18 protein-coding genes are annotated in these 21,773 nt (G+C 64.4%); 11 read left to right on the forward strand and 7 right to left on the reverse strand.

Annotated elements, in window-relative coordinates; genetic code table 11:
• Positions 1-72 precede the first annotated feature (72 nt).
• On the forward strand, positions 73-1,167 hold the full coding sequence (locus NHH88_02770) for an MBL fold metallo-hydrolase (protein ID USX14735.1): 1,095 nt from the start codon (positions 73-75) through the stop codon (positions 1,165-1,167).
• A 9-nt stretch (positions 1,168-1,176) separates the two neighbouring features.
• Here NHH88_02770 and NHH88_02775 read toward each other — a convergent pair whose 3' ends face one another.
• Positions 1,177-1,530 (reverse strand): hypothetical protein, encoded by a 354-nt coding sequence (locus NHH88_02775; GenBank protein USX14736.1) that lies wholly within the window; start codon positions 1,528-1,530, stop codon positions 1,177-1,179.
• Between the two features lie 188 nt (positions 1,531-1,718).
• Between NHH88_02775 and NHH88_02780 the strand changes: the two genes are divergently transcribed.
• Entirely contained in the window at positions 1,719-2,732 is a 1,014-nt protein-coding gene (locus NHH88_02780) for a substrate-binding domain-containing protein (protein USX14737.1), read from the forward strand.
• Between the two features lie 6 nt (positions 2,733-2,738).
• Here the strand turns inward: NHH88_02780 and NHH88_02785 are convergent, their stop codons facing one another.
• Entirely contained in the window at positions 2,739-3,140 is a 402-nt protein-coding gene (locus NHH88_02785) for a Rid family hydrolase (protein USX14738.1), read from the reverse strand.
• A 70-nt stretch (positions 3,141-3,210) separates the two neighbouring features.
• Between NHH88_02785 and soxR the strand changes: the two genes are divergently transcribed.
• On the forward strand, positions 3,211-3,651 hold the full coding sequence (gene soxR, locus NHH88_02790; GenBank protein ID USX14739.1) for a redox-sensitive transcriptional activator SoxR: 441 nt from the start codon (positions 3,211-3,213) through the stop codon (positions 3,649-3,651).
• 28 nt (positions 3,652-3,679) lie between these two features.
• Here the strand turns inward: soxR and NHH88_02795 are convergent, their stop codons facing one another.
• The 4 genes from NHH88_02795 to NHH88_02810 all read right to left on the reverse strand — a co-directional run bounded on the left by NHH88_02795 (position 3,680) and on the right by NHH88_02810 (position 12,715).
• On the reverse strand, positions 3,680-4,168 hold the full coding sequence (locus NHH88_02795) for a hypothetical protein (GenBank protein USX14740.1): 489 nt from the start codon (positions 4,166-4,168) through the stop codon (positions 3,680-3,682).
• Positions 4,169-4,651: 483 nt separating this feature from the next.
• The gene (locus NHH88_02800) at positions 4,652-7,951 is read right to left on the reverse strand and encodes a methylmalonyl-CoA mutase family protein (protein ID USX14741.1); all 3,300 of its coding nucleotides are present in this window, start codon (positions 7,949-7,951) and stop codon (positions 4,652-4,654) included.
• Positions 7,952-8,029: 78 nt separating this feature from the next.
• A complete protein-coding gene (locus tag NHH88_02805; GenBank protein ID USX14742.1) occupies positions 8,030-11,593 on the reverse strand; it encodes an indolepyruvate ferredoxin oxidoreductase family protein in 3,564 nt (1,187 codons plus the stop codon).
• A 189-nt stretch (positions 11,594-11,782) separates the two neighbouring features.
• The gene (locus tag NHH88_02810) at positions 11,783-12,715 is read right to left on the reverse strand and encodes a LysR substrate-binding domain-containing protein (GenBank protein ID USX14743.1); all 933 of its coding nucleotides are present in this window, start codon (positions 12,713-12,715) and stop codon (positions 11,783-11,785) included.
• 176 nt (positions 12,716-12,891) lie between these two features.
• On the opposite strand from NHH88_02810, the gene NHH88_02815 reads away from it, so the two are divergent.
• Entirely contained in the window at positions 12,892-14,073 is a 1,182-nt protein-coding gene (locus tag NHH88_02815) for an HD-GYP domain-containing protein (protein ID USX14744.1), read from the forward strand.
• Here the strand turns inward: NHH88_02815 and NHH88_02820 are convergent.
• The gene (locus tag NHH88_02820) at positions 14,070-15,113 is read right to left on the reverse strand and encodes a GGDEF domain-containing protein (protein ID USX14745.1); all 1,044 of its coding nucleotides are present in this window, start codon (positions 15,111-15,113) and stop codon (positions 14,070-14,072) included. The genes NHH88_02815 and NHH88_02820 overlap by 4 nt on opposite strands.
• Positions 15,114-15,582: 469 nt before the next feature.
• Here NHH88_02820 and NHH88_02825 point away from each other — a divergent pair, with 469 nt between their 5' ends.
• From NHH88_02825 to NHH88_02855, 7 genes are all read left to right on the forward strand, one after another.
• Positions 15,583-15,768, forward strand: a complete 186-nt coding sequence (locus NHH88_02825) for a Flp family type IVb pilin (GenBank protein USX14746.1) — start codon at positions 15,583-15,585, stop codon at positions 15,766-15,768.
• Between the two features lie 60 nt (positions 15,769-15,828).
• Complete coding sequence (locus NHH88_02830) at positions 15,829-16,359, forward strand: prepilin peptidase (GenBank protein USX14747.1); 531 nt, start codon at positions 15,829-15,831, stop codon at positions 16,357-16,359.
• 100 nt (positions 16,360-16,459) lie between these two features.
• Positions 16,460-17,860: an ATP-binding protein gene (locus NHH88_02835; GenBank protein ID USX14748.1), complete on the forward strand. Its 1,401-nt coding sequence runs from the start codon at positions 16,460-16,462 to the stop codon at positions 17,858-17,860.
• On the forward strand, positions 17,857-18,699 hold the full coding sequence (gene cpaB, locus NHH88_02840; protein USX14749.1) for a Flp pilus assembly protein CpaB: 843 nt from the start codon (positions 17,857-17,859) through the stop codon (positions 18,697-18,699). The genes NHH88_02835 and cpaB overlap by 4 nt, the downstream gene beginning before the upstream one ends.
• Positions 18,700-18,706: 7 nt before the next feature.
• A complete protein-coding gene (locus tag NHH88_02845; protein ID USX14750.1) occupies positions 18,707-20,287 on the forward strand; it encodes a type II and III secretion system protein family protein in 1,581 nt (526 codons plus the stop codon).
• A gap of 19 nt (positions 20,288-20,306) precedes the next feature.
• The gene (locus NHH88_02850; protein ID USX14751.1) at positions 20,307-20,585 is read left to right on the forward strand and encodes a hypothetical protein; all 279 of its coding nucleotides are present in this window, start codon (positions 20,307-20,309) and stop codon (positions 20,583-20,585) included.
• A 9-nt stretch (positions 20,586-20,594) separates the two neighbouring features.
• Positions 20,595-21,767, forward strand: coding sequence for an AAA family ATPase (locus NHH88_02855; GenBank protein ID USX14752.1), 1,173 nt, complete (start codon positions 20,595-20,597; stop codon positions 21,765-21,767).
• Positions 21,768-21,773: the final 6 nt, after the last annotated feature.

The following is a 21,773-nucleotide window of genomic DNA, read 5'->3' on the forward strand; positions in this document are numbered from 1 at the left end:
ACCGTCTGGTTTACTTTTTCAAAAAATAGAACTACACTGTGTAGTGTACATTATCTGCCCTGGAGCGTTCCGATGACTTATCAAACCGCTATCGCCAAATCCCCCTCAGGTCTCGACGGCCTTGACGGCCTGTCCGTGCCGACCGCCCCGCGCACGCGCACCGGCAAGTTCCGCAATCCGGTCAAGATGCATGCGATGGGCCTGATGCAAGGCCTGAGCCTGATGTTGCGCGTGCTGTTCGACAAGCCGGCCGACACCGTGCCGCGCCAGGCCATTCCCGTTCATGCGATCACGCAGCGCCAGTTATTGGATGCTCCGGATCGCACCCTGTTCCGCCTCGGCCACTCGACCGTGCTGCTTAAGCTCAACGGTAACTTCTGGCTGACCGATCCGGTGTTCTCCGAGCGCGCCTCGCCCGTGCAATGGGCCGGTCCCAAGCGCTTCCACAAGCCGCCGATCAGCATCGACGAGCTGCCGCCGATCAAGGGCATCATCCTGTCGCACGACCATTACGACCATCTGGACAAGGCGGCGGTGCTCAAACTGGCCGCCAAGACCGAGCACTTCATCACGCCGCTGGGCGTGGGCGACCGTCTGATCGCCTGGGGTATCCCGCGCGCCAAGGTACGGCAATTGAGCTGGTGGCAGAGCACACAGGTCGCCGGCCTGAAGCTGGTGGCGACCCCGGCCCAGCATTTTTCGGGGCGCGGCTTGAACGACCGCAACAAGACGCTGTGGGCCTCGTTTGTCATCGAAGACCGTGGCCTGAAGGTGTTTTTCAGCGGCGATAGCGGTTATTTCGATGGATTCAAGGAGATCGGGCGCCAATTCGGCCCATTCGACCTCACCATGGTGGAGACCGGCGCCTACGATCCGCAATGGCCGGACGTCCATATGCAGCCGGAGGAATCGTTGCAGGCGCATATCGACTTGCAGGGCAAGGTCATGATGCCGATCCATAACGGCACCTTCGATCTGTCGATGCACGCGTGGCACGACCCGTTCAACCGGATTTCGGAATTGGCGGGCGAGCGCCGGCTGCCGCTGGCGACGCCGGAGATCGGCCTCGCGCTCGATATCACGCGGCCGGCGCTGGATGGCAAATGGTGGGTGCCGCTGGTGGAGCGGGAAACGGCGGCGGCCGAAGCCGCGGCGGCAGGTGCTTAGTCCAAGTGCCTAAGCGGTAACGTTGATCAGCTTGCCGATGGTTTGCCCTTGGGCGTTCAGCTGAGGCCTGGCGGCCGTCGGAATGGCAGCTAGTATCTGCTCGGCGCGGTTGGGGCGCTCGATCGCGCCGCTCAGCGCGGCGCCCAGCTGGATGGCGGGCGAGCTCGCCGGGGCCTGCTGCTGTTGCGCCTGGGTGCTTTGGCGCTGGGTGTCGGCCAGGGTTTGCCGGTCTTGCGCCAGTTGGCTGCGGCTCTGTTCCAGCCGGCTGGCGTCCTGGTTCACGCGTGACTGTCCCTGTTGCACTTGCCTTTCAGCTTGTGCGACCGAGGCTTGCAATGTGTTGACGGACGTTACGGTGGCCACGATATTCCCCTGGTGACAAAACGCTGGACGCGGTGATGCAGAATTGACATCAATGCTTGAAGATTAGGCGGTGGCGGACAAAAAGGCAAGGCCGGCCGAGTGTTGTATTTCTCAATGGTAAAGCGATCACTGTGGCGGCAGGCTCATCCGCGCCGCTATAATCAATGATCAACATTGAGCGTTTCTCTATGAATCTCCAGCTCCTCGCAAAGTTCCTCGGCATGTCGAAGACCACTGTGAGCCGGGCGTTAAACGGTTACCCTGAGGTCAATGTCCGCACGCGCGAGCGTGTTCTGAAGGCCGCGCAGGAAGCCGGCTACCAGCCCAATCCGCTTGCGCGCAGCCTGGCGCTGGGCCGCACCAATGTATTTGGCATCATTTATCCGCTGCTGCCGTCCGACCTGGGCGATCCGATGTTCCTGGACGTGGTCTCCGGCATGTCGGCCGCGCTCGAGGACGTCGGCAAGAACCTGATCATCGCGCCGGTGTCGCCCAACGCCGAGCAACGCTCCTATCAGCAGACCGTGTTGGGACGCCGCGTGGACGGCCTGGTGGTGGCCCGCACCCTGGTGCGCGACGAGCGCGTCGCGTTTTTGAGCAAGTCCAAATTCCCGTTCGTCGCCTACGGCCGCACCGAGCTCGACGCTCCGTACGCGTGGTTCGACTATGACAACGCCTCCGGCACCAGCATGGCGATGGAGCGCTTGCTCGCCTGGGGGCACAAGCGCGTGGCCTTGATCAGCGCGCCGCTGGAGATGAACTTCGCGCGCCAGCGCCGGGACAGTTTCGTCGCCTCGATGGCGGCTGCCGGGCTGGCGGTCGATCCGCGCTACTTAATCGAGAGCAAGCTGGACCGGCGCAGCGGTTACCAGGCGATGCAGCAGTTGCTGGCGTGTTCGCCGCGTCCGAGCGCCGTCATCGTCGACAACAATATCGCCGGCATCGGCGCGGTGCGCGCCCTGCGCGACGCCGGTGTGGAAATGGGCAAGGAAATGTCCATCATCGTTTGGGGCAGCATGGCCGACACCTTGGCCGGCGCCAACGTCACCACCATCGACCAGCCGGAGCCGGCCAAGGCCGGCGCGCGCATGATCCAGATGCTGCTGGCGCTGATCGACGGCACGCCGGCCGGCGAATTGCACGAGCTGTGGCAGCCGGTGTTTTTGGCCGGGACGACGGTCGGACCGTACCTGGCCTCGTAGCGCGGATTATCTTATCGCCGTCGCTTCGATCTCGAACAACATGCCGTCCAGCGCCAGGCGCGGGACGGGAATCAGCGTGCAGGCGGGGGCGGGATTGTCTCCCCACGCTGCGCTCAACGCCTCGCCGAAGATGCGCAGCCGTTCTTCGCTATGGTCGACGATCAGCACGGTGAGCTTGGCGACGTTGGCGAGTCCGGCGTCCGCCGCCCGCAGCGCGGTTTGCAGGTTGTCCAGCGCCTGCTCCACTTGTGTTTCGAAATCTTCTGCCAGTACGCCATCGGCGGTTTCGCCGCCCTGGCCGGCGATGTAGATCAGACGCGCCGGCGCTTCGGCGACGACGACATGGCTGTATCCGTTGGGACGCGGGTCGTACAAACCGGGTGGGTTGATGAATTTAAGCTGGGTCATGGCGGCCTTTCGTGTGATGAATGTGCGAACACTATAAAATCTCAACTTAACTTGAGGTCAAGGATTTTATATGGCGTCTCCACCTAAGGAACTGGGCGTCGGCGAACTGGCCGAGCGGGCCGGCGTGGCCGTATCGGCATTGCACTTCTATGAGGCCAAGGGCTTGATCCATTCGGTGCGCTCCGGCGGCAACCAGCGCCGCTACGCGCGCTCGGTGCTGCGGCGGCTGGCGGTGATCAAGGTGGCGCAGCGGGTGGGCATGCCGCTGGCGGCCATCGCCGAGGCGTTAAATGCGCTCCCGTCGGGACGCACGCCGACCGTGGCGGATTGGCGCCGGCTGTCGGCCGCGTGGAAAGTGGAGTTGGAGGAGCGTATCCGGACGTTGACGCAGCTGCGCGATCAACTGGATGGCTGTATCGGTTGCGGGTGCCTGTCGTTGAAGGCCTGCCCGCTACGCAATGCACAGGATGCATTGGCGCAGGAGGGCGCCGGCCCGCATTTCAAGCCGTAACGGCGCCGGCGCGGCGGTCCGCTCGATGCTAGGCGCTGGATGCGCCGCCCTTGTTATCGACCGGCGGCGTTGAACCACTGCTGGGGTCGCCGCCGGTTAGCGGCGTGGCGTGGCCCGACGACGTTCCGGTGCCGGTGCGCGTGTCATCCGCGGAGGCGGCTTCGCCGAGGCCGGTCCGTCCGGCGACGGCCGCACCGGCGGCGTTGCTGCCGCCGCCGGCCAGCGAAGCACCGGGCGTTCCCGGTGCGCCGGTGGCGTCGCTTTGTCCGCGCGGCCCTTCGCCCCCCGGTCCGCCGGCGCCGCCCGACTGGCGCGCGCCGGCAGCGGCATCCGTGCCGCCGGCAGCGCCAACGCTGTCTGCCGTGTTTGGCCTTCCCGGCGCGGTCACCGGTTGCGTGCCCGCCGACGGCGTATCGCTATTCGTCGCGGCCTTTTGCTGATTGCCTTGCGCCGCTTGCTGCTCGACCGGCGCCTGCCGGTCACGTTGCTCGTTCGCCATGACTGACTCCCGTCTCAAAAGAAGAAATTCTGCCAAAATTGATCATGTGCCGGCGCGCATTTCGTGTCGGCATGATTGGCATTGTTCACGCGAAATCTCGTATCACAGCAGAAAGGAGATCGATCATGAATCAAGGAAATTCCAGCGATAAAATTGAAGACAAGCATGACCCGTAGGATCCGGAACGTGGGCGGATGCAGCCGCCGATTCCGACCCATCCGGCCGATCCGCTGGCGGCCGGAGAGGCCGACAAGGTCGTGGAATCGCAACAGCCGGCGCGGGATCCCGATGACCCGAAGCCGTCGAGTAGCGGGCTAGGCTCGGGTCCCACCCTTGACGCGTAGGCGGCGCGGGATTGGGGCTGCCGCCCGGGGACTCGCCGGAAGGGGAGCGGCCGGCCACCACACGCGAGCGCGACGTCCGGGCAAACGATCAGCAGGACCGAACCGGCTAGTGCTGACGGCGGTTGCCGCCGCACCTTGTGGTCCGCTCAAGGTTCGATCACATGTTGCGGCGGTACTGTCCGCCGACCTCGAACAGCGCGGTGGTGATCTGCCCCAGCGAGCACACGCGCACCGCCTCCATCAGCTTTTCGAACACGTTTTCGTTGTCGATCGCGGCTTGCTGTAAGGCTGCCAGCGCCTGCGGAGCCTGCGCCGCGTGGCGGCTGTGGAACTCCTCCAGCCGCTTGAGCTGCGATTGCTTTTCGTCGTCGGTCGAGCGGGCCAGTTCGATCTTCTGCGGCTCGCCGGTCGCCTTCGGATTGCGGAAGGTGTTGACGCCGATGATGGGCAGGGTGCCGTCGTGCTTCTGGTGCTCGTACAGCATCGACTCTTCCTGGATCTTGCCGCGCTGGTAGCCTGTCTCCATCGCGCCCAGCACGCCGCCACGCTCGGCGATGCGCTCGAACTCCTGCAGTACCGCTTCTTCCACCAGGTCCGTCAACTCCTCCATGATGAACGAACCCTGGTTCGGGTTCTCGTTCTTGGCCAGGCCCCATTCGCGGTTGATGATCAGTTGGATCGCCAGGGCCCTGCGCACCGATTCGTCGGTCGGCGTGGTGATCGCCTCGTCGTAGGCGTTGGTGTGCAGCGAGTTGCAGTTGTCGTAGATGGCGATCAAGGCCTGCAAGGTGGTGCGGATGTCGTTGAAGTCGATCTCCTGCGCGTGCAGCGAGCGGCCCGATGTCTGCACGTGGTACTTGAGTTTTTGCGAGCGGTCGTTGGCGCCGTACTTGTCGCGCATCGCCACCGCCCACAGACGGCGGGCGACGCGGCCGAGCACCGTGTATTCCGGGTCCATGCCGTTGGAGAAGAAGAACGACAGGTTGGGCGCGAAGTCGTCGATGTTCATGCCGCGCGCCAGATAGGCTTCGACGAACGTGAAGCCGTTCGACAAAGTGAACGCCAGCTGCGAGATCGGGTTCGCGCCCGCTTCGGCGATGTGATAGCCGGAGATCGACACCGAGTAGAAATTGCGCACCTGGTGCTCGACGAAGTACTGCTGGATGTCGCCCATCACCTTCAGCGAGAATTCGGTCGAGAAGATGCAGGTGTTCTGGCCCTGGTCTTCCTTCAGGATGTCGGCCTGCACGGTGCCGCGCACGTTTTGCAGCACCCACTCGCGCAGCTTGGCCGCTTCGTCGGCGTCCGGCTGGCGCTTGTGTTCTTCGACGAAGCGGTCGATCTGCTGGTCGACGGCGGTGTTCATGAACATCGCCAGGATGGTCGGTGCCGGGCCGTTGATGGTCATCGAGACCGAGGTGCTCGGGCTGCACAGGTTGAAGCCGTCGTACAGCACCTTCATGTCGTCCAGGGTGGCGATCGAAACGCCGGAGTTGCCGACCTTGCCGTAGATGTCCGGACGCGGCGCCGGATCGGCGCCGTACAAGGTCACCGAGTCGAACGCGGTCGACAGGCGCTTGGCGTCCATGCCGGTGGAGACCAGCTTGAAACGGCGGTTGGTGCGGAAGGCGTCGCCTTCGCCGGCGAACATGCGCGTCGGGTCTTCGCCCTCGCGCTTGAACGGGAACACGCCGGCCGTGAACGGGAACGAGCCGGGCACGTTTTCCAGCATCAGGAAGCGCAGGATCTCGCCGTGGTCCTCGTAGCGGGGCAGGGCGACCTTGCGGATCTTGGTGCCGGACAGCGTGTGCTGCACCAGGCGGGTACGGATTTCCTTGTCGCGGATTTTGACGACGTAGTCGTCGCCCGCGTAGGCGGCCTGCATCTCCGGCCAGCCGGCAAGCAGTTTCTTGGCGCCGGCGTCCATCGCCGCATCGCGGTCGGCGATCACATCGTCAAAGTCGGCGCTCTTATGCGCCAGGGCCAGCATGCGTTTGGATTCGGTCAGTTGCTGGCGTTCGCGCGCCAAGGTGACCTGCTTGCGCGTGAAGCGATGGTAGCCGCGAACGGTGTCGGCGATCTCCGCCAGGTAGCGGGCGCGCGCCGGCGGCACGATGACGTTTTTACCGCTGGAGTGGCGCAGCGCCACCGCCGGCAGTTTGCCCGGCTTGGTCGGCAGGCCGAATTGCGCCAGCTTCGGCAGCAGGCCCTGATACAACGCGGTGACGCCGTCGTCGTTGAAGCGCGACGCCTGCGTCCCGTAGACCGGCATCTCCTCGGGGCGCTGGCTCCACAGCTCGCGGTTGCGCTGGTACTGCTTGGCGACGTCCCGCAGCGCGTCCTGCGACCCCTTGCGATCGAACTTGTTGATGGCGATGAAGTCGGCGAAATCGAGCATGTCGATTTTTTCCAGTTGCGAGGCGGCGCCGAATTCCGGCGTCATCACGTACATCGACACGTCCACGTGCGGCACGATGGCGGCGTCGCCCTGGCCGATGCCGGAGGTTTCGACGATGACCAGATCGAAGCCGGCCACCTTGCAGGCGGCGATGACGTCGGGCAGCGCCTCGGAGATTTCGGAGCCCGCCTCGCGCGTGGCCAGCGATCGCATGAAGACACGTGTTTGAGGTTGACCATGGGCGGCCCACGGATTGATCGCGTTCATGCGGATACGGTCGCCGAGCAGCGCGCCGCCGGATTTGCGGCGCGACGGGTCGATCGAGATGATGGCGATGTTGAGCGCGTCGGCTTGGTCGAGGCGGATGCGGCGTATCAGTTCATCGGTCAGCGACGATTTGCCGGCGCCGCCGGTGCCGGTGATGCCCAGGGTCGGCACGGGCAGGTCTTCGGCGGCGGCCAGTATCTCCGTGCGCAGCGCCGGCGCGGCCTTGTCGTTTTCCAGCGCCGTGATCAACTGCGCCAGCGGGCGGTGGCGCGAGGCTACATCGCCTTCGCGCAGCGGCGCCAGCGACGTCGGGGAATACTGCGACAGATCGATGTCGCATTGCTGCACCATCCATTGGATCATGCCGACAAGGCCCATGCGCTGGCCGTCCTCCGGGCTGAAAATCCGGGTGACGCCGTACGCATGCAGGTCGGCGATTTCGTCGGGGACGATGACGCCGCCGCCGCCGCCGAACACCTTGATATGCGCGCCGCCGCGCTGGCGCAGCAGGTCGATCATGTACTTGAAGTATTCGACATGGCCGCCCTGGTAGCTGGAGATGGCGATGCCCTGCACGTCCTCCGCCAGGGCGGCGGTGACCACCTCGTCGACCGAGCGGTTGTGGCCCAGGTGGACCACCTCCACGCCGTTCGATTGCAGGATGCGGCGCATGATGTTGATCGAGGCGTCGTGGCCGTCGAACAGCGAGGCGGCGGTGACGAACCGGATTTTGTTGTTCAGGCGCGGCTGATCCGGCACTGCTGCGATGGTCGGAGCGGAGAGGTCGTTCATGGTGTCCCTTCTATTCTGTGCGTCGATCTATGTCGTGTATTTATTATATGACGTTTACGTAAACGTAAGCTTTTAAGGTCAAGCGGCGCGCTGCTGGCCGAATTGCGCCATCAATCGTGCTTTCTCGGCATGGAAGACCGCCACCGCCTTTTCCTTCACATGACCGTAACCGCGTACTTTTTCCGGCAAACCCGCCAGTTCGACGGCCAGCGCGTGGTTTTCCACGGTAAGCCCCCCGATCAATGCGGTGACCATCCCGCGATATTCGACGATCAGCGCGCGCTCCATCTTGCGCTCTTCGCTGCGGCCGAAGACATCGAACGCGCCGCCACGCAAGCCTTTGAACTTGGCCAGCAGCTTGAAGGCGCTCCACATCCACGAGCCGAATTCCGCCTTGACCAGATGGCCCTTGGCGTCCTTCTTGGCGAACAGCGGCGGCGCCAGATTGAACTTGACCGAGAAGTCGCCCTCGAACTGCTGTTTGAGCTGCTCGACGAAGCGTCCGTCCGTGTACAGGCGCGCGACTTCGTATTCATCCTTGTACGCCATCAGCTTGAAGTAGTACTTGGCCACGGCGGTCGACAGCTTGTTCCCCAGTCCCAGCGCGGTCTCCTTGGCACGCACCTGCGACACCAGTTGTTCGTAGACTGCGGCGTAGGCGGCGTTCTGATAATCGGTCAGGAATTGCACGCGCTTGGCGACGATGTTCTCCAGGCTTTGCGGCATCTGCACCACGATCGCCTGCGTCGGCGTGGCCACGCGCTCGACGCGCTTCAGGTCCACGGCGGCACGGCGGCCCCACAGGAAGCTCTTTTTGTTCGACGCGATGCCGACGCCATTGAGTTCGATGGCGCGCAGCAGCGACGCCTCGGTCAGCGGAATGCGTCCACGCTGCCAGGCGTAACCGAGCATGAACAGATTGGCGGCGATGGAGTCGCCCATCAGCGCCGTGGCCAGCTTGGTGGCGTCGATGAAATCGGCGGCGCCGGGGCCGCCGACCGATTCCTCGATCAGTGCGCGCACCTCTGCCACTGGATACTGCCAGTCGGCGTTCTGCGCGAAGGTGCCGGGTGGCTGTTCGTGCAGGTTGATGACGGCCAGCGTGCGGCCGGGACGCATCTTCGACACCGCGTCGGCGGCGCCGGCGGTCAGCATGTCGCAGCCGAGGATGACGTCCGCCTCGCCGGTGGCGATGCGCTGCGCGCGCAGGTGCGCCGGCGTCTTGGCCACTTTGACGTGCGAGGTGACGGAACCGTTTTTCTGCGACATGCCGGTCATGTCCAGCACCGACGCGCCTTTGCCTTCCAGGTGCGCGGCCATGCCCATCAGGGCGCCGACGGTGATCACGCCGGTGCCGCCGATGCCGTTGATCAGGATGTTGTAGGGCTGCTCGCACGATGGCAGTTCCGGTTCCGGCAGGGCACCGAAGCCGTCGTCGGCGTTGTCCTTGCTAACCCCGGTTTTGGTCTTCTTCAGCGTTCCGCCTTCGACGGTGACAAAGCTCGGACAGAAGCCCTTCACGCAAGAATAGTCCTTGTTGCACGACGATTGATCGATCGTGCGCTTGCGGCCGAACTCCGTTTCCTTCGGCAGGATGGAGGTGCAGTTCGACTGCACGCCGCAGTCGCCGCAGCCTTCGCACACGGCTTCGTTGATGACCATGCGTTTGGCCGGGTCGGGATATTCGCCTTTCTTCCGGCGGCGCCGTTTCTCGGCCGCGCAGGTCTGGTCGTAGATCAGCACCGACACGCCTTCGACTTCGCGCAGCTCGCGCTGGACGGCGTCCATGTCCTTGCGGTCGTGCAGGCTGACCAGCGACGGCAGCGCGCCACGGTCGGTGTAACGGCCAAGGTCCTCGGTCACCAGCGCGATGCGTTTCACCCCCTCTGCGGCCATCTGCTGCGCGATCATCGGCACCGACGTGATGCCGTCGACCGGCTGGCCGCCTGTCATCGCGACCGCGTCGTTGTACAGGATCTTGTAGGTCATATTGACCTTGGCCGCCACCGCCGCGCGGATCGCCAGATAACCGGAGTGGAAATAGGTGCCGTCGCCGAGGTTCTGGAACACGTGCGGGATCTTCGAGAACGCGGCCTGGCCGATCCACGGCGCGCCTTCGCCGCCCATGTGCGTGGTCAGCTTGTTGAACTCCGGGTAGATCGACGTCGCCATCACGTGGCAGCCGATGCCGGCCAGCGCCAGGCTACCCTCCGGGACTTTTGTGGACGTATTGTGCGGGCACCCGGAGCAGTAGAAGGCGGGGCGGAACGGCGTGCTGATGGCCTTCTTCAGCACCGCGTCCTTGGCGTCAAGGAAGGTCAGGCGCGCCTTGATATGGTCGCAGGTGATCGGGTCGGAGATCAGGCGCTTGACGCGCGAGGCGATCACGCGCGCCACCTGCGACACCGAGAAGTCGGCCTTGGAGGTGAGCAGCCATTCGCCGCGCGGGGCCACCCACTCGCCTTTTTCGTCGAACTTGCCGATCACGCGCGGGCGCACGTCGTCGCGCCAGTTGTACAGCTGTTCCTTCAACTGGTACTCGACGATCTGGCGCTTTTCCTCGACCACCAGTATCTCGTCGAGGCCTTGCGCGAATTCGCGCACACTGTCCGGCTCCAGCGGCCATGGCATCGCCACCTTGAACAGGCGCAGGCCGACGTCGGCCGCCATGTTCTCGTCGATCCCCAGTTCCTCCAGCGCCTCGAGCACGTCCAGATACGATTTGCCGGAGGCGATGATGCCCAGCTTCGCGTTCGGGCTGGTGATGGTGGTGTGATTGAGTTTGTTCTCGCGCGCGTACGCCAGCGCCGCGTAGATTTTATAGTCCTGCATCAGCGCTTCCTGATTGCGCGCCTGCTGGCCCAGCGGAATGCTCGACAGGCGGGCGTTCAGGCCACCCTCGGGCATGACGAAATCGAGCGGGATTTTGACATCGACGCGGAACGGATCGGCGTCGACGGAGGCCGACGATTCGACCGTGTCGGCCAGCGCCTTGAACGCCACCGTGCAGCCGGAAAAACGCGACATCGCCCAGCCGTGGATGCCGAGGTCCAGGTACTCCTGCACGTTACAGGGATACAGCACCGGGATCATCGACGCCGAGAACAGGTGGTCAGACTGGTGCGGCAACGTCGACGAATAGGCGCCGTGGTCGTCGCCCGCCACCAGCAGCACGCCGCCGTGCTTCGAGGTGCCGGCGTGGTTCATGTGTTTGAAGACGTCGCCGCAGCGGTCCACACCAGGGCCTTTGCCGTACCACATGGCGAAGACGCCGTCGTATTTGGCCTCGCCGATCAAGTCGACCTGCTGCGAGCCCCAGACGGCGGTCGCCGCCAGATCCTCGTTCACGCCCGGCACGAACTGCACGTGGTGCGCCTCCAGGTGCGGCTTGGCCTTCCACAGGTTTTCGTCGAGGCCGCCCAGCGGCGAGCCGCGATAGCCGGAAATGAAGCCGGCCGTGTTCAAGCCGGCCGCCTGGTCGCGCACGCGCTGCATCATCGGCAGGCGCACCAGCGCCTGGATGCCGGACAGGAAGATGTCGCCTTGGACCGCTGTGTATTTGTCGTCAAGGCTGACGGTCGTCAGTCGGGCGCTGTCGTCTCTTGCGGACGTTGCAGGGCCGGGTGCCGTGGTATCGGGCATGGGAGGTCTCCGTTTTTGGTATCAGATCGCACCTGAACTTGATCACGCCGGGTAGGCGCGCCAGGATCGGGCCAGGGCCGCATGGTGAGCGGAATTGGGCCTAGTATGGGCGCGAGTTGACGTACACGGAAATAGTGTTTGCCAATCGGGGCATAAGAAAAAGTGATACCCCCCAAAGCAAAGCAGTTGTTAGCCGATCGGGGTGGCGCCGGGCCAGGTGCCGGACAGGCAGAGCTGTGCGCTGACTTGCTGCACCAGCCGGCTGATGGCGCTAGCGGCGTTGGTCAGGGGTATGTTTTTCGAGGCGCATAGCACCACCGTGCGCGAGATCGTCGGCTGCCGGATCGGATGGGAACGCATCGTGCCGCGTTGCAGCTCGTCCAGCACCGGCGCCGCCGGCAGCAGGGTCGCGCCCATATCGGCCAGGAGCGCCGATTTGAGGATGGCGATGGAGTTGATTTCGATGACGTTCGATAGCTTGAGCCCGACCGCGCGCACCATGCTTTCGATGCGCGGACGCACGCCGTGCTGCAGTCCCGGCAGGATCAGCGTCGTGCCCAAGGTTTGCTCCAGCGTGAGCGTCTCCTGGCCGAGCGCGAAGGCGGCGTCGGCGCGGCAGATGAAGCGCAGTTCCTCCTCCACCAGCGGCGTGGTGGCGAATTGCGCCAGTTGACCGTCGTCAAACAGCACGGCCAGGTTGACCCGGCCCGACTTGAGTTGCTCGCTCAGGTTGCCTGTCAACTCCTCGGTCAGCTGCAGCGTAATTTCCGGATAGGTGGCGCGCGCGGCCGTCAGCAGCGGCAGCGCCAGCGCGCCCGAGATGCTGTGCGGCAGCCCGAGCGTGACGCCGCCGCTGGGCCGCTCCGCCGATTGCGTGACCGCCGAGCGGGCGTCGGCCACCTGCTTGAGGATGGCTTGCGCGTGTTCGTAGAAGATCTTGCCGGCGTCCGTGCTGAGCACGCCCTGCGCCGAGCGATGCAGCAGTTGCACGCCCAGTTCCTCCTCGAGTTGGCGCAGTTGCTGCGTCAGCGCCGGTTGTGCGACGTGCAAGACCAGCGCCGCCCGCGACAGCGATCCGTGATCGACGATGGCGACAAAGTAACGAAGTTGGCGTAGTTCCATAGTGGCGGCGCGGCGATTTGACCCGGAATAGTCATGGACAAACATATGGTAGCACTTGCAAATATGATCCCGACAGGAAACTATTTGTTATACTCAAATCAAACCGTCCTCCCTCCAGACTTTTCGCGGGTGCATGTATGTTAAAGAAAGTCGACTCTTCCCAACTAAAAGTGGGCATGTATATACATGACCTGAGTTGCGACTGGATGACGCACCCGTTTGTCCGCAACCGGTTTTTGCTGACCAGCGAAGATGAAATCCGCAAGATCCTCAATGCCGGCATCCATGACGTTGTCATCGACAGCGGCAGGGGCCTGGACGTGGAGGATGCGCCGTCGCTGGCCGAGGCGCAGGCGGCGACCGAGCGCGAAATCGTTGAAATCGCCGCCAAGACGCCCGTCATCACCCGCGTAGCGCTGGGCGACGAGATGCGGCGCGCGGTGCAGATCCGCCATCAGGCCTCGACCCTGGTGCGCACGGTGATGCAGGACGCCCGCCTGGGCAAGGCGATCGAACTCGATCAGGTCGAGCCCGTGGTGCAGGCCATCACCGAGTCCATCCTGCGCAATCCGGGGGCGCTGGTGGGGCTGCTGCGCATCAAAACCAAGGACGATTACACCTTTTTGCACTCCGTTAGCGTCTGTACGCTGCTGGTAGCGTTTTGCCGCTCGCGCAACATCGCCGCCGACGTGACCCATCAGGCCGGCCTGGGCGGCTTGTTGCACGACACCGGCAAGGCGCTGGTGCCGGATGCGATCCTGAACAAACCGGGACCGCTGACCGACGAGGAGTTCGCCATCATCAAGCGCCATCCGCGCGACGGTTATGACATCTTGCGGAAAACGCCGGAGGTGGGCCCAATCCCGCTCGACATCACCTTGCACCACCATGAGCGGCGCGACGGCAGCGGCTATCCCAGCAAGCAAGCCAGCGAGCAGATCAGCGAACTGGCGCAAATGGCCGCCATCGTCGATGTCTATGACGCCATCACCGCCGATCGTTGTTATCACAAGGGGATGTCTGCTGCGGCGGCGCTGCGCAAGATCTATGAGTGGAGCAAGTTCCACTTCAACCCGCAGTACGCGCAGGAGTTCATGCGCTGCGTCGGTATTTACCCGGTCGGGACGATGGTGATGCTGGAGTCGGGCAGGCTAGGTGTGGTAATCGAGCCACACGAAACCAATCTGCTGGCGCCCAAGGTCAACGTCTTCTTCAACACCAAGCAGAATCTGTATATCAAGCCGGAAACGGTCGACTTGTCGCGCGGACTGGGGTTTGGCGGCGGTGACAAAATCGTCGGCCACGAGTCGGCGGCCAAGTGGAATGTCGACCCGATGCGGTTTTTGACCTTGGGTTAGAAGAATTCCGCCGTGTCGTTGGAGGCGGTGGTCTGCAGCAGGCCGCCGCTGAGCAGCTCGTCGTAATGGCACACCAGGTTGCGCCCGTGGCTCTTGGCGTAGTACAGCGCCTGGTCGGCGTGTCCCAGGATGATCACCGGCGCCTCCAGCGGGCTGATGCTGACAAAGCCCACGCTCACCGTCACCTTGCCCACTTGCGGGAAATCATACGACGCCACGTTCATGCGGAAGCGCTCGATGATCTTTTTGGCGTTGTCGAGCGTGGTCGAGCGCAGCAGCACGACGAATTCCTCGCCGCCGAAGCGGAACACGCGGTCTTGCGCGCGGAACGACGAGGTGAGCAGGTTGGCGATCAGGATCAGCACCTCGTCGCCGTATAAATGGCCGAAACGGTCGTTAACGTGCTTGAAATGGTCGACATCGACCACCGCCAGCCATTGCTTTTCCTCGTCGCCGTGGTGGCGGCGCTCCGGCTCGCCCGGCAGCGTGACCGAGTCCTGCTCGATGCTGGCGGCCAGCATCTTGGAGAGCTGGTCGTCGAAGGTCTTGCGGTTGAGCAGGCCCGTGAGCGAATCGCGCTCGCTGTAGTCGAGCAGGTTCTGGAAGTTGCGGTAGACGCTGACGATGCCGCCGATGATATGGACGGTGTCGCTGGTGTACGGCGTTGGATTGACGATCTCCAGGCAGGTGTCGGCCTTGTCGCCCAGCCAGATCGGCAGCCACAGCGTGTGCTCGCCGGCCTCGTTGGCGACGTCGGCGCCGGACTCGTGCTGGGCGATGCAGTGCGCCAGCGCCGGGAAATTCTCGATCGGTTCGCCCGGGTTGTGCAGGTCGGTGTTGTCGACCATGCAGGCCGGCTCGCCGGCGACGATGATGGCGCGAGCCCGCACGAACACCTTGCCCCGCACGGTGGCCAGGGTCAGCACGCGGGCCTGACTGGCGCGGGCAAGCTCCTGCACCGCCGAAATCACGGAGATGTCGAGCATCGTGTGATCTCGGTGGCCAGTCATGTCCACCATGTGTTTCAGTAGGGAATCCATTTTCTTCTCTGGAAAATTAACACACAACCTTGCGGTCAGCCACGCTTTGTTCACGCCTATCAAGCACGATTTCTCTGATAGTCAGGCGCACGGTAAGAAGCGATACGGGGCCTTTCCAAAGAACAGCTAAGCAGGATAATAGCTTTTTGCAATCAAGGCAATTCTTGTGTGCGAAAAAAAATGTCCTTGAAGCTTATTACAACCATTTTCCTACAGCAAGGCCTGGCTCAGACTGTTTCCAGCGTACAAGCTTAAGCACGCCACCAGTTTGACATATCCCAGTCACAACGACCGCAGGCAGCGCCCTGACCGTTCAAAATAATTCCGCATGGAAAAACTTGCGGCACGTCAATTCCTTCAAATCTGCTAGTCGTATAGTGATCCCAATGGCGCGGAAACGGCGGTCTGCAGGCCGGCTGTCCGTATCAGAGGTTTTTTTTCTTTAATCGACTCAACTAGGGAGTACATCATGAACTCACTTATCGCAGCAGCAAAGGCGTTTGCGTCGGACGAACAGGGGATCACGGCCATCGAGTACGGCCTGATCGCGGCGACCATGGTCGCCGCTGTGGTCGCCGCGTTCGCCTTCCTGACGCCGGTGTTGCAGGACGCGTTCGAGACCATTGGTCAAAATATCACCGACGCAACCACGTAACAGTCTGGCTTTCCAGTCGCCCCCCGGCTGGAAAGCCATTTTTTCGTCCGAAAGTCTCCCATGTTAAACGCCATCGAAGTCATTCTGATCTGTCTGGTCGCGCAGGCGGCGGTGACCGATCTGGCCATGCGCAAGATTCCCAACGTCCTCATATTGAGTGGACTGCTGTTGGCGATGATACTGCATCTGCTCGGCGGACAGGATTGGGCAGCCTTATCGCACTGGCTGGCCGGCACGTTGGCCGGCTTTTTTTTATTCCTCCCCCTGTATTTGTTGCGTGGCATGGCCGCCGGCGACGTCAAGCTGATGGCCATGGTCGGCGCCTTTGTCGGGCCGCAGGCGGCCTTGTACATCGGCGTGCTGGCCTACCTGATCGGCGGCGTGATGGCCGTGCTGATGCTGCTATGTAGCGGCCGCTGGCGCGAGAGCTGGCGCAATGTCGTGCTGATTTGCAAACCGCTGATGTGGCGCCTGCTCGGCCTGCCGCTGGCTTCCGTGCCCCTGGCCTCCATCGCCAGCGTCGGCGGAATTCCCTATGGCGTGGCCATCGCGCTGGGCACCGGCGGCTTTGTGGCGTGGGCGCATCGCTGATCGGCACGCTTGGTCCGACTTTGCTGCGCATCAATGCCCGTCGGGCACCGCCCGATAAACTTAATTCCTCAATGAAACAATTCAGTCTGCGGAGACCTCCATGCTCAGCCTCGATCCCTCACCCTATGCATCCACTGCGGAGACGGAGCCGGGCCACGCGCTGCCGCCGCAGCCCAAAACCTTGCGCGACACCGGCCTGCCGCAACAGCTGATTGTCGAGTTGATCGCCAAGGCCATCTACGTCGGCGGCAGGACCCATTTGCCGGTGCTCACCACCAAGCTGCACCTGTCGATCAACGTGCTGCGCGAGGCGCTCGACTTCCTGGTCGCCGAGCACGTGGCCGAGGTGGCGTGGCGCGGCGAATCGGACATCGACGTCCAGTACCAGTTGACGGCCGCCGGCAAGCAGCGCGCCAGCGGATGGATGGAACGCTGCCGCTACGTCGGCCCGGCGCCCGTCACGCTGGAGGCCTACCGCGCCATGGTCGAACGCCAGGCCGGCCAGGCGCCGCAGCTGTGCGCGGACGATCTGGCCGCGGAGTTCTCCGACGATTTTCTGCCGCCGTCGGTGCAGCAGATGCTCGGCGCGGCCATGTACTCGGGCCGCACCATGCTGCTCTACGGCCCGTCGGGCGGCGGCAAGTCGACCCTGGCGCGCCGTCTCGGCGCCATGCAACAGGGACTGGTGGCCGTGCCGCACGCGCTGATGGTGGGGCAGGATATCATCCAGGTTTACGATCCGGCGCTGCACCGCGCGCCGTTGCCGCGCCAGGTGCGCCAGGCGCCCGAGCGGCGCAGCACCGATCCGCGTTGGGTACTGTGCCAGCGTCCCGTGGTGGCGCTCGACGGTGACTTGAGCGAGGACATGCTCGACCCGCAGCCGGACACGCCCAATGGCTGCTACCGCGCGCCGCCCCAACTGATGGCCAACAACGGCTTGCTGATCGTCGATGACCTGGGGCGCCAGCGCATGTCGTCCACCGATTTGTTCAACCGTTTTTCGCAGGCGCAGGAACTGCAGCGCAGCCAGTTGTCGCTGGCCGGCGGCTACCATTTCAGCGCGCCGTGCCGGATGCGGCTCCTGTTCGCCACCAGCCAGGCGCCCGACGCGCTGCTCGACGCCTCGGCGCTGCGCCGCGTCGGCTACAAGATCGCGGTCGGCGCGCTGAGCGCGGCCAACTACCGCACGCTGTTCCGCCAGCGCTGCCTGAGCGCCGGCGTGGCGTACGACGAGCCGTCGCTGCGCTATCTGATCGACGAACTGCACGCGGGCAGCGGCTTGCCGTTGCTGGCCAGCGGCCCGCAGGAGATCATCAGCCGCATCGTCGATTTCGCCGGCTTCAACGGCGAGTCGCCACGCCTGGCCCTGGCCACCATCGACCAGGCCTGGAGCAGCATGTTCGCCGGCGGCGGACAGCCGGCCGCCATCGCCGCCCATGCCGCCCACGCAACCATCAACGGCGGCGACTCCATTGACCAACTGGCCCAACACATCCTATGAAAAACCGACGCGCACTGTGGATGATGGCGCTGGCCGTCATATTCGGACTGGGAGCGGTGCTGATGGCGTCGCGCTGGCTGCTGCGGCAGACGCCGACGACGGCCAACCGCATCGTGGTGGCCGCCACCGATGTCAGCCTCGGTCAGCGGCTGACGCCGGAGATGATGAAATCGCTGGACTGGCCGGCCGACAACCTGCCGCGCGGCGCGCTGCATGACCCGTCCAAGCTGGTGGGCCGCGTGCTGAAAACCAGCGTGTTGCGCGATGAACCATTGAGCGAAGTGAAACTGGCGCCGGCCGGTACGGTCGGTGGGCTTTCGGCGCTGATCACCGAAGGCAAGCGGGCCATCACGGTGCGCGTCAACGACGTGGTGGGCGTTGCCGGCTTCGCGTTGCCGGGCAATTTCGTCGATATTCTCGTCAACACGCAGTCGTCGGGCCACGGCAACGAGAACGCCATCTCCAAGATCGTGCTGGAACGGATACTGGTGCTGGCCGTCGCCCAGGATGTGGGGCGCGACGAGACCAAGCCGCGCGTGGTCAACGCCGTCACGCTGGAAGTGACGCCTTCGCAGGCGGAAAACCTGGATCTGGCGCGCAGTGTCGGTACCTTGTCGCTGGTGCTGCGCAATCAGGTCGATCCGCGTCCGGGTGTCACCGACGGCGCCACCAAGTCCTCGCTGCTCGGCGTGGTCGCCAAGCCGGTCGAGCCTGTGCCCGCTTCCGCTCCCGAACCGGCGGTGGCGGCCAAGCCCCGCCCGCAGGTGGCGGCCGCCCCACGCGCGAGCGCTTGTGTCGGCGTTATCGTCGGCACGCAGCGCACGCAGGAATGTCTGTGAGGACGCCATGAAAACCCCACTCCGTACTTCGACGCTGTTGATACTGGCGGCGGCAACCCTCCCGCTGCAGGCGGTGACGCCGGCCGCCCTGGGACCGGTGACCGCGCCGGCTTCGGCGCCCGCGGCTGCGGTTGTGACGGCGCCCAAGGCCGCTGCTGTTGCCAAACCCGTCACCGCGACCGCCGCCAAACCCGCCCCCGAGCCTTCCGCGGAAGGCAAGGGCTTGCGCTGCAGCGGCCAGGCCGCCGCGCCGGGCAATATGACGCTGCAGTTGGGGAAGTCCACCTTGATGCGCATGCCCGAGGCGGTGCAGGCGCGCAGCGTCGGCAATCCGGCCGTGCTGCAGGCGATGCTGGTGGCGCCGGATACCTTGTATGTGGTCGGCGTCGACATCGGCACCAGCAACATGATTGTGCAGGGCCGCAGCGGCATGTGCAACGTGGTCGAAGTGGTGGTCGGCATCGATCCATCGGCGCTGCAAGCCTCGATCGCCGCGCTGATGCCCGAGGAAAAATACATCCACATCAGCGCCGCCGGCGACACGCTGGTCATCAGCGGCATGGTCGACGACGCGCAGACCGCCGCGCGCGTACTGGACCTGGCGGCCGCCTTCGTGCGCCGGCCGGCGCAGCCCTTGCCGGTCGCCGTGGCAGAAAAAGGCGCGCCGGCACCGGCCACCGAGGCCAAAGCCGGTGGCGCGACGGGCGGCACGCGCATCGTCAATTTCCTCAACATCAGCGCGCCTCAGCAGGTCATGCTGGAAGTGAAGATCGCCGAAGTCTCCAAGACGCTGCTCGACAAGCTGGAGGCGGGGCTGCTGGTGAGCGTAGGCGGCGGCGGCTGGCAAACCACTTTGGCGGCGAACTTCTTCAGCGGCACATTGAAAGGCTTGCTGGGCATGGGCCGTCCGGACGGTAACCGTGTGGGCATCGAAGCGGACCGGCAGGAAGGCATGGTACGCATCCTGGCCGAACCGACGGTGATGGCGATCAGCGGCCAGGAAGGCAGCTTTCTGGCCGGCGGCAAGATCTTCGTCCCGGTCGCGCAGGACAACAACAAGGTGACCCTGGAAGAGAAGGAGTTTGGCGTCGGCCTGCGCTTCACGCCGACGGTGCTGGCCGGGGGGCGCATCAACCTGCGGGTGGCGCCGGAAGTGTCGGAGATATCGCGCGAGGGCGTCGGCATCACGGCGGTCGGCTTCTCCGGCGGCGCCGTCCTGCCGCTGATCACGACGCGGCGCGCATCCACCACGGTGGAACTGTTCGACGGCCAGAGCTTTGCCATCGGTGGCCTGATCAAGAACAACCGCACCACCAATATCCATGGCCTGCCGATACTGGGCGAGATACCGGTGCTCGGTGCGCTGTTCCGCAGCACCGACTTCCAGCAGGACCGCACCGAATTGCTGTTCGTGGTCACCCCGCACCTGGTGAAGCCGCTGCCGGCCGACTACAAGCTGCCGACCGACGGCGCCACGGCGCCGAGCCGCGCGCGGCTCTTCCTCGGCGGGAAAATGGAAGGCCTGCCGCCGCCAGTGCCGACGCCCTTGCCATCCACGGCGCCTTTGTCGACGACTGAAAAACGTTAATCACCTCTTAGGGATCACTATGCGAATTTTATTCAGCATGCTGGCGGTATGCACCTTGGCCGCCTGCGTCAACACGCCGCTGGGCCAGACCACGCCGCAGTGGGACAAGCAGTTCGGCAGCAGCACCCGCACCGCCATGGCGCAGCAGATCATCGATCCCCAGGCGCGCCGCAACACCGACCCGGTGGCCGGCATGGACGGAAAGGCCGCGCAGGGCGCCCACGAACGCTATCAGCGCACCTTCAGCGGCACCGCCCCGCAGGCGCCGACGTTCATGATCAGCAGCGACGCTAAATAAGGCCCCACCATGAAAGCACTGATGATCAGCAGGGACAGCCTGCTACACGCGGAAATCGCCGCACAGGGTTCGGCGCGCATGCCGGCGGTGCAGCTGGTGGCGTCGCGCAACGGCCTGCGCGACGCCGTCGAACGCCAGTTGCCGGAGTCGCCGGAGCTGGTGATCTTCGACGCCAGCGACGTCAAACCCGGCGAGGCCGATTTGGTCGAACGCCTGGGCAAGACCTACCCGTCGGCCTCGTTCATGCTGCTGACGCGCGAGCCCCAGCAGGATTTGCTGATCCGCGCGATGCGGGCCGGCATGCGCGAAGTGCTGCAGCTGCCGCTGGTGCACAAGGCCTTCCACGAGTCGATGGACCGCATCGAAGTGGCGGCCGGCGTGAGCCAGATGCGCGACGGGAAGGTGCTGGCCTTCATCTCCTGCAAGGGCGGCAGCGGCGCCACGTTCTTGTCGACCAATTTCGGCTACGCGCTCGCCGCGCTGGCCGACAAGAAGGTGCTGCTGATCGACCTGCACGGCCAGTTCGGCGACGCCACCTTGTACGTGTCGGACCAGAAGCCGGCGATGACGCTATCCGACATCTGCGGCCAGATCAGCCGGATGGACGGCTCCTTCCTCGATTCGTGTCTGGTGCACGTGGCCTCGAACTTCGGCGTGCTGGCGGCGGCCGACGATCCCAACCACCTGGTCGACATGAAACCGGAGCACATGGACACCATCCTGCGCGTGGCGCGCCAGCACTACGACTACATCGTGCTCGATGTCGGCCGCCAGATCGACGCCATCTCGCTGCGCGCGCTCGATCAGGCGGACGCGATCTACCCGGTGCTGCAACTGGCGCTGCCGGACATCCGCGACGGCCGCCGCCTGCTCGACATCTTCCGTTCGCTGGGCTATCCGAGCGACCGCACCCGCCTGATCGTCAACCGCTACGAAAAGGGCGGCAAGCTGCGGCTGATGGACCTGGAGCAGGCGCTGGGCGCGGAAGTGATGCACACGGTCCCCAACGACTATATGTCGGCCACGGACTCGGTCAACCAGGGCATACCGGTGCTGCAGCTGTCGCGCAGCAGCGCCGTCGCCCGCAGCCTGGCCGACCTGGTGGAGCTGGTGACGGCGCGCCGCGTTTCCGAAAGCAAGGGCCTGTTCGACCGCCTGTTCGGGCGCACCGACAACGATTGATTTCCG

The sequence above is a fragment of the Oxalobacteraceae bacterium OTU3CAMAD1 genome, from assembly GCA_024123915.1.
GTDB lineage: Bacteria > Pseudomonadota > Gammaproteobacteria > Burkholderiales > Burkholderiaceae_D > Rugamonas.